Origin of the sequence: Amycolatopsis roodepoortensis (assembly GCF_014873915.1) — a bacterium.
Classification (GTDB): Bacteria; Actinomycetota; Actinomycetes; order Mycobacteriales; family Pseudonocardiaceae; genus Amycolatopsis; species Amycolatopsis roodepoortensis.
In genome coordinates this window covers 77,657-91,543 of sequence record NZ_JADBEJ010000001.1, presented here as the reverse complement: position 1 = coordinate 91,543, position 13,887 = coordinate 77,657, and the positions used below count along the sequence as shown (strand labels likewise).

Here is a 13,887-nt window from a genome sequence, read left to right as displayed (position 1 = left end):
AACGTCACTTTCTTTCGCCTATCGGACATCCGGCGTACGCTGGGTGAGGTGCGCGACATCCCCATCGACGAGGTCGACCACCTCGACCGCGCGGTGGTGGCGATCCGCACCGATTACCCGCCGGGGCACCGGATCCTCCCGCATCGGCACCGGCGGGCGCAGTTCCTCTACAGCGCGACGGGATCGATGCGGGTCGAAACGGGCGACGGCACATGGACCATCCCGACGCGGCGGGCGGTGCTCGTGCCGCCGGAAACGGTCCATCAGGTCTTCACCACGACCGTGAGCACCCGGAGCCTGTACATCGAGCCGAAGGCGGTGCCGTGGTTCCCGCGCCGCTGCCAGGTCGTCGAAGTCTCCGCGCTGCTCCGCGAACTCCTGAACGAGGCCGTCGGCGTACCCGAGCTGTACACCCCGCGGGGCCGGGACGCCGCGGTCATCGGCCTGACCCTGCACGAGATCCGCCGTGCCGCCCCGGTCCACCTCGATCTCCCGCTGCCCAAGCACGACCGGCTGCGCGCGCTATGCGAGTCCTTTTTGGACGCTCCGGACATCCACGATCCGGCCGGCGCCTGGGCCGCCCGGCTACACGTGAGCGAGCGGACACTGAACCGGCTCTTCACCACCGAAACCGGGATGGGTTTCGCCCGCTGGCGGCAGCGTGCCTGCGTCCTGCATTCCCTCTCGCTGCTGTCGGACGGTCTTCCCATCGCCGGGATCGCCGCCTCGCTCGGCTACGAGAGCCCCGCCGCGTTCTCCACGATGTTCACCCGGCTTCTCGGCACCTCGCCGAGGGACTACCGCGCCGCGTCGTCGCTCTGATCGCCGTGTCTCAAAGTGAGACACGAGGCCACTCCCAAGCCGCCGTCGCCGCCCCTACCTTCCGTTCAAGCCCAGGCGAACAAGGGAGTCATCGCATGAGCAAGAACGTACTCGTCACCGGTGCGGCACGAGGAATCGGAAAGGGGATCGCGCTCCGGCTCGCCGCCGACGGGCACGACGTCGCGGTCAACGACGTCGCCGCCAACGAAGCGGAACTCGAGGCGGTCGCGAAGGAGATCCGCGAAACGGGACGGCGCTCCGCGGCGATCACGGCGGACGTCTCGGACCCGGCGTCGGTCACCGCCATGGTCGCCGAAACCGCCGACGCGCTGGGTTCGCTGGACGTCATGGTGGCGAACGCGGGAATCGCGCAGGTCCTGCCGCTGCTCGAAGTGACCCCGGAGGACTGGGACCGGATGATGGCCGTCAACGCGCGCGGCATCTTCCTCTGCTACCAGGCCGCGGCGAAGCAGATGATCCGGCAGGGCAACGGCGGCAAGATCATCGGCGCGGCCTCCATCGTCGCCCATCGCCCGTTCGCGTTGCTCGGCCACTATTCCGCGTCCAAATGGGCGGTCCGCGGGCTGACCCAGGCCGCCGCGATGGAATGGGCGCGCCACGGCATCACCGTCAACGCGTACTGCCCCGGGATCGTCGGGACGGCCATGTGGGACCTCATCGACGAGAAACTGGCGGAATCGGAAGGAATCCGGAAGGGGCAGGCGATCGAGAAGTACTCGAACCTGATCCATCTCGGGCGCGTCTCCGTTCCCGAGGACGTGGCGGCGTACGTCTCCTATCTCGCCTCGCCGGATTCCGATTACATGACCGGCCAATCGGTGATGATCGACGGGGGAATCCAGTTCTCATGATCTTCATCACGGCGAAGTTCCGGGTCCGCCCCGAACACGCGGACCGGTGGCCGGAGATCGCGCGCGAGTTCACCGAGGCGACCCGGGCCGAGCCCGGTTGTCTCTGGTACGACTGGGCTCGCAGCCTCGACGACCCGGACGAATACGTGCTCGTCGAAGCGTTCCGCGACGACGAGGCGGGTGCCGCCCACGTCGGTTCGGAACATTTCCGCACGGCTCGGCGTGAGCTTCCGCGATACCTGGCCGAGACGCCGCGCATCGTCAACGCGAAGGTCGATCAGGACGATTGGTCGGAGCTTGGCGAACTGGCCGTCGGCTAGTTCCCTTGTCCCGCCTCGATTCCGGGGCGGGACAAGGCCGCGCCGTCAGCCACGCTGCGCCCGTGCCGCCCCGACGCAGTACACGCCGAAGGCCGCGACCCCGGCGGCCACCACGATGAGCAGTACCGTGCCGAACGGCTGAGCGGCCAGGGTCCGCAGGGCGGCGTCGAGCCCGCCGGATCGGGCCGCGTCGTGCGTCAGCGCCGCGTAGCCGACGAGTACCGCGACCACGCCGAACACGACACCCCTTGCCACGTAACCGATCCTGCCGAGGCGCTCGACCCACCGCCGCGTCCCGGACGGGAGCCGCGAAAGGTCGAGATCCTGCAGGAAGGTCCGGCGCACGCCCTTCACCACCGACCCCACCGCGACCCCGAACACGACGACGGCCACCAAGGTCACCAGGAACGGCCCGGCGGGCAACCCGAGCAGCCGCGCGGTGAACTCCTGCTGTTTCTGGTCACCGCTGCCCTGCTCCCCCGAGCCCATGGCGACCTTGGCCGCGTAGACGCCCAAGGAGATCCCCACCACGCAGCGCACGCCGGACGTCACCCGTTTCACGGTGCGCTTCCTCTGCTTGTCGATCCAGGTGTAGCCCACCGCGGCGAGCAGCCCCTGCCACAGGCCGTACGCCACCAGCCCCGCCGCCAGCACCCACAACAGCACGCCGCCCATCGGCGTCGAGCCGACCTCGGTGATCGCGCCACGGCCGTCGGCCTCCTGGCCGCCACCGCCGACGGCGACGCGGACCGCCAGGTACCCGATGAGCAGGTACACCAGGCCGTAGCAGCCCATCCCGATCCTTCCGAGCACCTGGACGGCCGTGTTGTGGCGCACCTGTCTCGCCTTGGTCGCGGACATCAGGTCCACCTCCTCGTGAGTCTCCATCGAGTGTCGCCGCCGACGGCCATGACCGCCGCGTGACTGGGCCGTCCGGCCCAGCGGCAGAGGAGGAAGTGGATCGCTAAGAGGGGAGCCAGCCGCCGGTGTGGCGGTGCCTGCCGAGCCCGACGGCGTCGAACTCGTCGAAGTGGTCGCCCTTGGCCACGCCGAGCCGCCGAAGCGCCTGGGAAATCGGACTGCCGGCGGCCGGGGCCTGCTCGTCCTCGGCAAGGTGCAGCGGGCCGAGGACCGTCTCGCCGCGGTCCCACACCTGCGCGGATTGCGTCCCGACACCACCGAAGTACTCGGCCTCGACGTACGCCACGGCGCCGTGCTCGGAGCACGCGACGAGCACGGTCCGGAATTCCCCGTCGTCGGACAGCGCCTCGGTCAACGGCATCAAGGACAGGTGATGCCCGAGCGGGACGAGCCGCGCGCCCTCGACCGAAGCGAGCAATTCTCCACGTGCGGGCTCGGTGACGAGGACGGCTTGCAGGCAATACACGCCCGCATCCTGCCACCTCGCGGCCGGCCGCCGGAACTTTTTCCGGGCCGATGTCGATCGGGGCCGGCCGCGTTCGTAGCCAGGGTGAGAGACCAGCTCACCGAAGGAGCATCATGACCGCGACCTACACCTTTGACGTCTTTTCCAGCCTCGACGGCTACGGCTCCCACACCGGCGATTGGGGCGGCTACTGGGGCAAACAGGGCCCCGAACTCCTCCGGCACCGCCTCGCCCAGTACTCCGAGGAGCAGCGGATGGTCTTCGGCGCCACCACGTTCCGCGCGAACATGGCGATGCTGAACGCCGAGATCGTGGAGCGCGAGGCGCTGGACCCGTGGGTCTCCCGGCTGAAGCACCTGCCGGCGACGGTGGTGTCGGCCACGCTGCGGGAGCCGCTCGACTGGCCGGACGCGACCGTCGTGAGCGGGGACGCGGCCGACGTCGTCGCCCGGCTCAAGGCGGAGTCCGACGTTCCGCTGCGCTCGCACGGCAGCCTGGCGCTGAACCGGGCACTGCTGGCCGCCGGCCTCGTCGACCGCGTCCAGGTGACGATTTTTCCCGTGATCACCGGGAAAACCGGCACAGACTCGATCTTCCGGGGCGCGGCCGACTTCGACCTCGAACTGCTCGAGAGCCGCACCTTCGACGGGCGCGTCCAGGAGCTCGTCTACCGGCCCACCCGGCACGAATCGAGCTGACCATCCACAAAGGACGGTCGGGCTAGCGGCGGGAACCGAGCCAGGGCGCCAGCAGGGCTTCGAGGTCGGCGTCGGACAGCGCGTACGGCCCGCCGTGGAACTCGTGCCACCGCGAAGCGTCCCGCGCCGCCGTGTACTCCACCTCGAACGCCCGCATCAGGACGTACATGAAGGTCACCGAGCTGAACCGCTCACCGAGCAACGTCCTGGCCTCACGCGCGACACCGGTCGCGCCGTGGCCGATCACGTCCGTGAGCTTCAGCTCCTCCGCAGCCGGATCCAGCAGGCTGGGGGCATACATCACGACAAAATCTCCATCACTGAAAGGAAGGACTCAGTTCTCGGCGGCGAGCTGACCGCACGCCGCCGCGATCTCCTGACCACGCGTGTCACGGACCGTGCACGCCACTCCGCCCGCGTTCACCAGCCGGACGAACTCCCGCTCCACCGGCTTCGGCGAGGCGTCCCACTTGCTGCCCGGCGTCGGGTTCAGCGGGATCACGTTCACGTGCACCAGCTGACCGAGGTGCTGGCGAAGCCGCTTCGCCAGCAACTCGGCACGCCAGGGCTGATCGTTGACGTCGCGGATCAGCGCGTACTCGATCGACACCCGGCGGCCGGAAGTGTCCGCGTAGTACCGGGCCGCGGACAGGACCTCGTCCACCGACCAGCGCTCGTTCACCGGCACCAGCGTGTCCCGCAGCTCGTCGTCGGGCGTGTGCAGCGAAACCGCCAGCCGCACCTGCATCTTCTCGTCCGCGAGCTTGCGGATCGCCGGCGCGAGCCCCACCGTCGACACCGTCACCGAACGCTGCCCGATACCGAGCCCGTCCGGCGAGGGGTCCGTGATCCGCCGGACCGCCGCCACCACCCGCTTGTAGTTCGCCAGCGGCTCGCCCATGCCCATGAAGACGATGTTCGACAGGCGGCCGGGCCCGCCGGGCATCGCTCCGTCACGCATCACCGCGGCGGCGGCACGGACCTGGTCGACGATCTCAGCGGTCGACAGGTTCCGGTCGAGGCCGCCCTGGCCGGTCGCGCAGAACGGGCACGCCATGCCGCAGCCGGCCTGGCTCGAGATACATAGGGTCGCCCGATCCGGGTAGCGCATCAGCACGCTCTCCAGGAGCGTCCCGTCGTGCGCGCGCCACAGCGTCTTGCGCGTGGTGCCGTCGTCGCACGCGAGCGCCTTGATCTCGGTGAGCAGCGTCGGCATCAGATCGCCGACCAGCTTCTCCCGCGACGCCGCCGGGATGTCGGTCATCTCCGCCGGGTCCACCGTGAGCCGCGAGAAGTAATGGTTCGAAAGCTGCTTCGCGCGGAACGGCTTCTCCCCCAGCTCGGCGACGGCAGCGGCCCGCTCGGCGGCGGAAAGGTCGGCGAGGTGGCGCGGCGGAAGGCCGCGCTTGGGCGCGTCGAAGACGAGAGGGAGGGCAGTCATAGCTCACTCAGTGTCCCATGTCCACCTTCGACGCGCCTTGGCCGCCCCGGATCGCTGTTCCCCAGGTCACGTGAACCGTGCCCGGGGCGGGCGTGCGGATCGCACATCAGGAGACGTCGGGAGGTCACGTCCGGCCCGAGACTTGGTCATGTCGCGCCACGGAGCGTGACGACCCCGAGCGAAAATCAGGAGGACCCATGATCTCGACCTTCGTGCGCCCCGCCGCCGTCGTCGTCCACAACCGCGCCGTGGTCCACAACCGCGCGGTCGTCCACAACCGGGCCGTCGTGCACAACCGCGCGGTCGTCCACAACCGTTCCGCCGCCAAGTAAACCGGCCGACAAAGCCGCCCGCGCCGCCGCGGTCCCGTGTCTTGGACCGCGGCGGCGAGGCGGGAGTCCTGGAAACGATGGGGTTGCCATGGGGTCCGAAGAGGTCAGACCGCGGCTCGACGGGATCGAGATCACCGATCTCGAACCGGAGCTCTGCTTTCTCGTCACGCCCAACGGGGGCCAGTTCTACATCGCCGCGCCGACCCGGGAGTTCCGCGCCTGGGCGAGCCGATGCGACGGCACCCGGACCCGCGCCGAACTGCTGGCCGGTATGGATCCGGACTACGAGGAGATGATGGAGATCCTCGAAGCGGACGGCTGTCTCAGCTCCGGCCGCCACACCGGGGACGACGATGCCGCCGCCACCTCGATCCTGCTCACCGGCTCGCCCGCGCTCACCGAGCCGTTGGCGGAAATCCTCCGCGGCGGCGGGTACGCGAGCGTCGAGACGGTCCCCTATTTCCATGATCTGTCCGAAGTGGACACCGAGAACACGGTCGTGGTCGCGGCCTTCGATCACCCCGCCTACACCGAACTGATCGCGCTGGACGCGTTGTGCGCCGGCAGCGGGGTGCGCTGGCTGCCGTTGCGCCGCGAACGCGGCCGGGTGATCGCCGGGCCCGCGATCGCGCCCGGCGGCATCGACTTCGCCGACGTCGTCGCGCGGCGCCGCTCCGCCGCGCAGGACCCGCGAGTCGTCGAAGCGTTCCTCTCGGCCCCCTCGGGCTCTACCCCGCTTCGGCCGGGCGACGCCCGCTGGGCGCTGACCACCCTCGCCGTCCATCTCGAGCACTGGCTCTCCGGCGGACGATCCGGCCTGACCACCGGCGAGATCGAACTGAACCCGGCGGACCTCACCGAGATCCGCCGTCCGATCCTCCCCGTGCCCGACCGGGCCCGGTCCGTTCCCGCCACGACCGACCCCGGGCTACTGGTGGACGACCAGACCGGGATCGTGACCGGTGTCGGCGAGATCCCTCCCGCGCCGGGGATGCCCGCCCGGCTGCGGGTCTGCGCGGTCGATGTCGCGGACATGCGCCGCGTGACGAACTGGCCCAACGACCGTCAGGCCTTCGGCACGTCCTGGCACGACTTCGACCTCGCGCGTCAGTCTGCCATCGGCGAAGCGGTGGAGCGCTACTGCGGAAGCTGGCTCGCTCCGGAGCGCGAAGTGTGCTTCGGCAGCTACAAGCAGTTCTTCCGCTACGGCGTCCCCGCGCTCGACCCGCAACGGCTCAACCTCTATTCGGTCACGCAGTACCGATCGCCGGGTTTCCCGTTCGCGCCACTGACCCAGGACACGGAATGTTCGTGGGTGGAAGGCTTCTCCCACACCACCGGCGAACCCGTCTGGGTTCCGGCGTTCCTGTTCTCGAACGAACGACGGCCGGAGGAAGCGTATTTCGCCGATCCGCTGATCGCCGGCCTCGCGAGCGGGACCACCGAGGAGCACGCCGTCACCTCCGGCCTCGAAGAGGTCCTCGAACGCGACACCACCATGCTCTGGTGGGCCAACACGCCGCGACTCGGCAGGCTCTCGATCCCGGACGAGATCCGATCGCTCATCGCCGACGCCACCGACGACTACGAGGTCACGCTCATCCACCTGGACAACGAGTTCGACGTCCCGGTGGTCGCCGCGGTGGTCCTCGACCGCGTGAAACGCTGGCTGTCGATCGGTTTCGCGACCCGGCCGGACGCGCTGGAGGCCGCCAAGAAGGCGCTCGCCGAAGGGTTCACGCTCCAGCACACCTGCCGCGCCCTCGACGACGAACGCGAACTGGCGGGCATGCGCCGGGAACTGCCGCATCTGGGCAACCTCAAACCGTACCGGGCCGACCGGCGATACCTGGATTCGTACCGCGAAGACTTCGCCGACGTCGCGGATCTCCTTTGCCAGCAACAGATCTATCTCGACCCACGGGCAGTGAAGCGAGTGGCGCCCTGGCTCATGGACCTGCCGAGCCGCGGCTGGGACGACCTTCCCGCCCTCGGGGAACGGCGGCTCAAGGCCTACCAAGCCCGCGTCGAAGCCCGGGGATTCGAGGTGCTCAGCGTCGACCTGACGACCTCCGACGTCGCGGCCGCCGGATTCCACGCCGCGCATACGCTCGTCCCGGGGCTTGTGTCGAACTTCCCCGCCGGATCCCCGTTGTGGGGCAATGGAAGGATCGCCGAAGCGGCGGTGGCGCTCGGCTGGCGCGACGAACCGCTCGCCGAGCACGAACTCAACGTCTTCCCGCTCCCACACGCGTGATGGCCGCCGCCGACCTGCTCGGGCTCCCGAGCACTCGCGGCCGGTTCCCGCTCATCGCGGCGCAAAGCGTCGACGCGCTGGGGACCGGTTTGTTCCTGCCGTTCGCCGTCGTCTACTTCCACGCGGCGAAGGGCCTGTCGCTGACGGCCGTCGGAGCGGCGCTGTCGATCGCGGCGATGATCGCGCTGCCGTCGGGTCCGCTCGCGGGGCGGCTGATCGACCGGTTCGGGCCGGGACGGATGGTGATCACCGCCAACCTGATCCGCGCGGTGACCTTCACCGGCTACGTCTTCGCCGGCGAGGCCTGGCATCTGGTCGTCCTTGCCGCGATCACGTTCTGGGGCGAGGGCATGTTCTGGCCGTCGACCGGCGCGCTGGTGGCGCAGGTGGCCGACGACGGCCAGCGCGCCCGCTGGTACGCGATGGAACGCGCGCTGCGCAATGTCGGCATCGGGCTCGGCGGGCTCCTCGGCGCCGCGATGGTCGCTTGGGGCGGCCCGGGTGGCTACACGGCGATCGTGCTGGTCAACGCGGCGAGTTTCGTCGTCGCCGCGGTTCTGGTCGCCTCGTGGCGAGCCCCGGCTGGCACCCCTCGCGAGAGCGGATCCGAGGCCGTTCCCCCTGGCGGCTACCGGAAGGTGCTCGCCGACCGGCTCTTCCGGGGCGTCCTCGTGACCGTCTTCGTCTTCGCGTTGTGCGATCTGGCGTTGACCGTCTTGCTGAGCGCGTACGTCCTCGACGGCCTGAAGCTGCCGGCTTGGCAGCCCGGTGTCCTGTTCGCGATCAACACGGTGCTGGTCGTGCTCGCGCAGACCGTGGTGTCACGCCGGGTCGAGCGGCGTCGCATGCCGCGCACGCTCCAGGTATCGGCCGCGGTGTGGGCGGTCTCGTTCGTCCTGTTCGCGCTGGTGCCCACCGGGCAATCCACGACGGCGTTCCTCGTGCTCACCCTCGCGATGGTCGTCTTCACCGCCGCCGAACTGCTCCAGGCGCCGACCAGCAGCGCGCTGACCGTCGCGATCGCTCCGGCGCGGCTGCGCGGCCGCTATCTCGGCCTCGAAGAACTCGTGTGGAGCGTGGCGCGGGTGATCGCCCCGGCGACGTTCACCTGGTTGCTGTCGCACGGTGCGGCTCTGCCGTGGCTGGTGCTGATCGGCTGTTGTGGCGTGGCGATCGTGGTGCTGGGCAGACTGAACCGTGCGCTCTGAACTGGACGACGTCTACCGCCGCGTCTACCGCGAACCGCCGTACCTCGAAGGCGAGGACGACGTCGCCCGCTTCGGTGTGCTGTTCGCCGAACACGCCGCGCTCCCCGGGTTCGCCATGACGACGGTGCGCGAAGCCGGGGCACTCGGCGGCTTCGCCTACGGGGTCCGGCAGGAAATCGGCTGGTGGCCCGACCGCGCGACGGCTCCGGCGCCCTCGTGGTTCGACGGCGAAGAGCTGTTCTACGTGTACGAGCTGGCGCTCCTCCCCGAGCTCCGCGGCCGCGGGCTCGGCCGCGCTCTGCTCGATGACCTGCTGAAAGAGCGACCCGAGCGGTTCGCCGTACTCGCGTCCCGTGTCGAGGCGCCCGCCCGGAAGCTGTACCAGCGCTGGGGCTGGCGAAAGGTCGGCGAGTTCGGCTCCGGCGGCATCGATCTGCTCGCGCTCGACCTCTCCTGAGAGCCAGATCACCGAGAACGGGTTGCCATGCGACTGTTTCCGATATATCGTGAACGTGTCGAGACAGTACGTAGAAAGGATTCATCTCATGCGACGACGACCCTTCCCCCCAGAACACGGCCGGCCTGCCTTCGGACCTTGGTCCCGCGGCGGCTTCGGCGACTTCCCGCCCGGTCCGGGCGGACCGGGCCACCGGCACCGGCACGGCCGCCGCGGCGGTCCCGGGCGGCGCGGCAAACGCGGTGACGTCCGCGCCGCGATCCTGGCGCTGTTGTCCGAGCAGCCGAGGCACGGCTACGAGATCATCCGCGAGATCGGCGAACGCAGCGGCGGCTTCTGGAAGCCGAGCCCCGGCTCGGTCTACCCGACCCTGCAGTTGCTCGCCGACGAAGGCCTGGTGATCAGCAAGGACGAGAACGGCAAGAAGCTGTTCGAGCTCACCGAATCCGGCCGCGCCGCGGCCGAGCAGCAGGACGCCGTCCCGCCGTGGGAGCAGATCGCCCACGACGTCGACCCGGCCGAGGTCAACCTCCGCAAGGCGGGCGCGACCCTGGCCGCGGCGGTCGCGCAGGTGATGCACGCCGGCACCGAAAGCCAGCAGGCCCGCACCGTCGACGTGCTCAACGAGGCACGACGGACGATCTACGGAATCCTCGGTGAAGCCGAGGACGCCACTCCGGACGAGGACACGGAGTGACCAGGCACGACGAGGCCGGTGGGCTTGACGCGCGTATGCACGCGATAGCCCACCGGCAGCGTCATCCGCTTCTCCCCGGAACCTGACGAAACCTCGTTCAGGCGCCGGACGTCCGCGATCGCCTTCGCCGCGACCGGAGCGCTGAACTCGATCTTCAGCACCGCCTCCATCGCGGCGGCGTCCTCGAACAGCCACCGCGTCATCACCTTGCGGCAGGCGAATCCCTGACGGGCGAAGAACTTCTCCACGCCGGGCGGGTCGTAGTGCGGAAGATCCAGCCGCATCCAGCGTCCGTAAGGCTCACTCGTCACATCGAGATCCACGATCACCAACAGCCCGCCCGGACGCAGCACCCGCTCCGCTTCGCGAAGACCGGGCTCGCAGCCGGGGCCGAAGAAGTACGCGGTGCGCGCGTGGACGACGTCGAAAGCCGCGTCCGGTAAGGGAAGCCGCTGTGCACGCCCCTGCCGCACCTCGACGTTCTCCAGTCGCTCCACCCGTTTCCGTGCGTCGAGGACGAGCGGCTCATGGGGTTCGACCCCGACCACCGACCGCGCCGTCGCGGCGAACCGCGGCAGATGGAAACCGTCACCGCAGCCGATGTCGAGGACGTCCGCGCCGGACCAGTCGCGGTACCCGGCGAGCACGCGCCAGATTTCGCCGTCGACGTCCTGCGCGCGGTTCTCGACCTCGTAGGCCTTTTGGTAGTACCAGATGTTCGGGCTCGGCAACACCTCCTCACCGCCGCGGCGGAAGGAGGAGAGGGCTCGGGGAAACCAGCGCACGGAAGCTCCAACGAAGGGACACCGGGCCGGGTTCCGGGGTCGTCCGGTCGAAATCTTTGACGGAAACAATGCGGTCAGCGACTAGACTTTACTCCCACCGGTAAGGGAGAACCGCATGTCGCTCGGCTCGGCCGCCCACACTTCCGTCATACCTTCGGGAATCCCGTGCTGGATCGAGCTCGCGTGCAGAGACGAAACGGCCGCGCAAACCTTCTACAGCGGGCTTTTCGACTGGGAGTACGTCGTCCAGCGCGATCCGGCGACACCGACCGGCCGCTACTCGATCGCCACGCTGAACGGCGTCCCGGCCGGTGGTCTGTACCGCGCGGGCACCGGCGGCCCGGCAGGCTGGAGCGTCCACATCTCGGTGCCACAGGCGGCCGCGGCCGCCGAATGGGTCGACAGTCTCGGTGGCCGGGTCACGCTCGGGCCGGTGGCGATCCCCCATCGCGGCAACATCGTCCACGCCGTAGACGCGTGCGGCGCGCACGTCGTCTTCTGGGAGCCGCCCGCCACCTGGGAGTTCGCGACCGGGGTGCCGAACACCTTCAGCGGCGCGGATCTCAACACCCACGACGGGGCGGCGGCGGATCACTTCTACTGCCGCCTCTTCAACTACACCAGCCACCAGATCGGCGACGGTGCCTCGCTCGACTACGCCGAATGGCTCATCGAACACGAACCCGTGCTGTACCGGTACGTGATGGGTTCGGAGTACCGGCCGGACACGCCCCCGCATTGGATGGTCTACTTCGAGCTCGACCCGGCCCGCGGCGCGGACGCCGCTGCGGGACAGGCCCTGATGCTCGGCGGTGCCGTCGTGGTCCAGCCCTACGACACCCCGTACGGCCGGATGGCGATCCTCGCCGACCCCGACGGTTCGGTGTTCGCCGTGATCGACCACTCGCGGGCCGTCGAGGGCTGGGGTACCGCCGAAGTCGACGATCCCTACGACGACTGAGCCGGTCACCGACCGGGGGCGCGAACGGAATACCTTGGAAACTCCGGTATTCGCCGGTGCTCACGCCGCGGACGGGACCGGAATCCGTGCCGGCGACCGGGCCTGAGCCCGCCTCCGCCGCGGTCGTCGTCAGCGCTCCGAGCAGGGACTTGGCCTAAAGAGGCACGAATGCGGAGAGCAGCAGCCAGGAGACGACGGCCGAAGGGAGCAACGAATCGAGCCGGTCCATCAGCCCGCCGTGCCCCGGCAGCATGTTCCCCATGTCCTTGACGCCGAGGTCACGCTTGATCAGCGACTCCACGAGATCGCCCAGCGTCGCCGTGCAGACGATCGCCGCGCCGAACAACACGCCCTGCCAAGCGTGACCGTCCAGGAGAAGGCTCAGGGTCAGCGCGCCGGCGACCACCCCGGCCACGAGCGAACCGGCGAACCCTTCCCAGGTCTTCTTCGGACTGATGCTGGGCGCCATCGGATGTTTGCCGCCCAGTACACCGGCGATGTAGCCGCCGGTGTCCGAAGCGACGACACCGATCATGAACGCCAGCACCCGGCCGACGCCGTCCGCCGGCGGGACGAGCATGGCGGCGAAGGCGCCGAAAAGCGGGATGTACGCGGCGGCGAAGACGGACGCGCTGATGTCGCGCAGGTAGCCGTCCGCGCCGCCGGGCAACCGCCACAGCAGGCAGACGAGCACCGTCAGCACGAACGCCGTCAGCGCGCCCTCGCGGCCGTACGGCCACGCCAGCCAGATCATCGCCTGACCGCCGACGAGCACCGGGACCAGCGCGATCCGGATGCCCGCCGCGCGCTTCAGTGCGCCGGCCAGCTCGATCGTGCCGACCGCGATGGCGATCGCGATGATGCCGATGAACAGATAGCGCACGGTGAGCAGGGACGTGACGATCGCCGCCCCCAGCAGCAGCCCGACCCCGATCGCGGCGGGCAGGTTGCGGCCGGCGCGGGAAACCTTCTTCGCCGGTTCCGGCTTCTCGGCCGGAACCGGTTCCGGGTTGTCCACCCGGTCCTCGCGTTCCTCGCTCACCTGGCTCATCAGACCTCGAGTAGCTCGGCTTCCTTGTGTTTCACCAGCTCGTCGACCTTGTGGCTGTAGGTGTCGGTGAGGTTCTGGAGTTCCTTCTCGGCGTGGACGACCTCGTCCTCGCCCGCCTCGCCGTCCTTCTTGATCCGGTCGAGCTCTTCCTTGGCCTTGCGGCGGACGCTGCGGATCGAGACGCGGGCGTCCTCACCCTTGGCCTTGGCGACCTTCACCATCTCCTTGCGGCGCTCTTCGGTGAGCTGCGGGATGACGATGCGGATCACGTTGCCGTCGTTGCTCGGGTTGACGCCGAGGTCCGACTCGCGGATCGCCTTCTCGATGGCGTTGAGCGAGGTCTGGTCGTAAGGCTTGATCAACGCCATCCGGGCTTCGGGGATGTTGACGCTCGCCATCTGGTTCAGCGGGGTCGGCGCGCCGTAGTACTCGACAACAATGCGCGAGAACATCCCCGGGTGGGCCCGGCCGGTGCGTACCGACGACAGGTCCTCCTTGGCGACGGACACCGCTTTTTCCATCTTCTCCTCGGCGTCGAGGAGGGTCTCGTCGATCACGGCAACTCCCGTAGTTGTGTATGCGTACCGATTGCGAAGATC

The 13,887-nt window shown here is 69.3% G+C and carries 17 protein-coding genes; 10 read left to right on the top strand and 7 right to left on the bottom strand.

Annotated elements, in window-relative coordinates:
- Positions 1 to 48 precede the first annotated feature (48 nt).
- The 3 genes from H4W30_RS00475 (at position 49) to H4W30_RS00465 (ending at position 2,014) form a co-directional block, all read left to right on the top strand.
- Positions 49 to 822, top strand: coding sequence for an AraC family transcriptional regulator (locus H4W30_RS00475; protein ID WP_192740970.1), 774 nt, complete (start codon positions 49 to 51; stop codon positions 820 to 822).
- Between the two features lie 95 nt (positions 823 to 917).
- The gene (locus tag H4W30_RS00470) at positions 918 to 1,694 is read left to right on the top strand and encodes an acetoin reductase (RefSeq protein WP_192740969.1); all 777 of its coding nucleotides are present in this window, start codon (positions 918 to 920) and stop codon (positions 1,692 to 1,694) included.
- Entirely contained in the window at positions 1,691 to 2,014 is a 324-nt protein-coding gene (locus H4W30_RS00465; protein ID WP_192740968.1) for a putative quinol monooxygenase, read from the top strand. The genes H4W30_RS00470 and H4W30_RS00465 overlap by 4 nt, the downstream gene beginning before the upstream one ends.
- 45 nt (positions 2,015 to 2,059) lie before the next feature.
- On the opposite strand, the gene H4W30_RS00460 is transcribed toward H4W30_RS00465, so the two are convergent.
- Together H4W30_RS00460 and H4W30_RS00455 are read right to left on the bottom strand one after the other, a co-directional pair.
- Positions 2,060 to 2,875, bottom strand: a complete 816-nt coding sequence (locus tag H4W30_RS00460) for a DUF1206 domain-containing protein (protein WP_192740967.1) — start codon at positions 2,873 to 2,875, stop codon at positions 2,060 to 2,062.
- A gap of 103 nt (positions 2,876 to 2,978) precedes the next feature.
- On the bottom strand, positions 2,979 to 3,401 hold the full coding sequence (locus tag H4W30_RS00455) for a hypothetical protein (protein ID WP_192740966.1): 423 nt from the start codon (positions 3,399 to 3,401) through the stop codon (positions 2,979 to 2,981).
- Positions 3,402 to 3,514: 113 nt separating this feature from the next.
- Between H4W30_RS00455 and H4W30_RS00450 the strand changes: the two genes are divergently transcribed.
- Positions 3,515 to 4,099 carry a dihydrofolate reductase family protein gene (locus tag H4W30_RS00450; RefSeq protein WP_192740965.1) on the top strand — a complete coding sequence of 195 codons (585 nt, stop codon included), beginning with the start codon at positions 3,515 to 3,517 and terminating at the stop codon, positions 4,097 to 4,099.
- Positions 4,100 to 4,121: 22 nt separating this feature from the next.
- On the opposite strand, the gene H4W30_RS00445 is transcribed toward H4W30_RS00450, so the two are convergent.
- Positions 4,122 to 4,400 carry a hypothetical protein gene (locus H4W30_RS00445; protein ID WP_192740964.1) on the bottom strand — a complete coding sequence of 93 codons (279 nt, stop codon included), beginning with the start codon at positions 4,398 to 4,400 and terminating at the stop codon, positions 4,122 to 4,124.
- Between the two features lie 33 nt (positions 4,401 to 4,433).
- Entirely contained in the window at positions 4,434 to 5,540 is a 1,107-nt protein-coding gene (rlmN, locus tag H4W30_RS00440) for a 23S rRNA (adenine(2503)-C(2))-methyltransferase RlmN (RefSeq protein WP_126733398.1), read from the bottom strand.
- Positions 5,541 to 5,737: 197 nt separating this feature from the next.
- On the opposite strand from rlmN, the gene H4W30_RS44075 reads away from it, so the two are divergent.
- The 5 genes from H4W30_RS44075 (at position 5,738) to H4W30_RS00420 (ending at position 10,491) form a co-directional block, all read left to right on the top strand.
- A complete protein-coding gene (locus H4W30_RS44075) occupies positions 5,738 to 5,872 on the top strand; it encodes a hypothetical protein (RefSeq protein WP_264082801.1) in 135 nt (44 codons plus the stop codon).
- Between the two features lie 88 nt (positions 5,873 to 5,960).
- Positions 5,961 to 8,129 carry a YcaO-like family protein gene (locus H4W30_RS00435; RefSeq protein WP_192740963.1) on the top strand — a complete coding sequence of 723 codons (2,169 nt, stop codon included), beginning with the start codon at positions 5,961 to 5,963 and terminating at the stop codon, positions 8,127 to 8,129.
- Positions 8,129 to 9,337 (top strand): MDR family MFS transporter, encoded by a 1,209-nt coding sequence (locus H4W30_RS00430; RefSeq protein WP_192740962.1) that lies wholly within the window; start codon positions 8,129 to 8,131, stop codon positions 9,335 to 9,337. The genes H4W30_RS00435 and H4W30_RS00430 overlap by 1 nt, the downstream gene beginning before the upstream one ends.
- Entirely contained in the window at positions 9,327 to 9,794 is a 468-nt protein-coding gene (locus H4W30_RS00425) for a GNAT family N-acetyltransferase (protein WP_192740961.1), read from the top strand. The genes H4W30_RS00430 and H4W30_RS00425 overlap by 11 nt, the downstream gene beginning before the upstream one ends.
- A gap of 88 nt (positions 9,795 to 9,882) precedes the next feature.
- On the top strand, positions 9,883 to 10,491 hold the full coding sequence (locus H4W30_RS00420; protein WP_192740960.1) for a PadR family transcriptional regulator: 609 nt from the start codon (positions 9,883 to 9,885) through the stop codon (positions 10,489 to 10,491).
- Here H4W30_RS00420 and H4W30_RS00415 read toward each other — a convergent pair.
- Positions 10,437 to 11,276 (bottom strand): class I SAM-dependent methyltransferase, encoded by an 840-nt coding sequence (locus H4W30_RS00415; RefSeq protein WP_192740959.1) that lies wholly within the window; start codon positions 11,274 to 11,276, stop codon positions 10,437 to 10,439. The two genes, H4W30_RS00420 and H4W30_RS00415, sit on opposite strands and share 55 nt — an antisense overlap.
- 115 nt (positions 11,277 to 11,391) lie before the next feature.
- On the opposite strand from H4W30_RS00415, the gene H4W30_RS00410 reads away from it, so the two are divergent.
- Complete coding sequence (locus H4W30_RS00410; RefSeq protein ID WP_192740958.1) at positions 11,392 to 12,237, top strand: VOC family protein; 846 nt, start codon at positions 11,392 to 11,394, stop codon at positions 12,235 to 12,237.
- 154 nt (positions 12,238 to 12,391) lie between these two features.
- On the opposite strand, the gene H4W30_RS00405 is transcribed toward H4W30_RS00410, so the two are convergent.
- Both H4W30_RS00405 and frr read right to left on the bottom strand, forming a co-directional pair.
- The gene (locus tag H4W30_RS00405; protein WP_192740957.1) at positions 12,392 to 13,288 is read right to left on the bottom strand and encodes a phosphatidate cytidylyltransferase; all 897 of its coding nucleotides are present in this window, start codon (positions 13,286 to 13,288) and stop codon (positions 12,392 to 12,394) included.
- Positions 13,288 to 13,845 carry a ribosome recycling factor gene (frr, locus tag H4W30_RS00400; protein WP_034310934.1) on the bottom strand — a complete coding sequence of 186 codons (558 nt, stop codon included), beginning with the start codon at positions 13,843 to 13,845 and terminating at the stop codon, positions 13,288 to 13,290. The genes H4W30_RS00405 and frr overlap by 1 nt, the downstream gene beginning before the upstream one ends.
- Positions 13,846 to 13,887 lie beyond the last annotated feature (42 nt).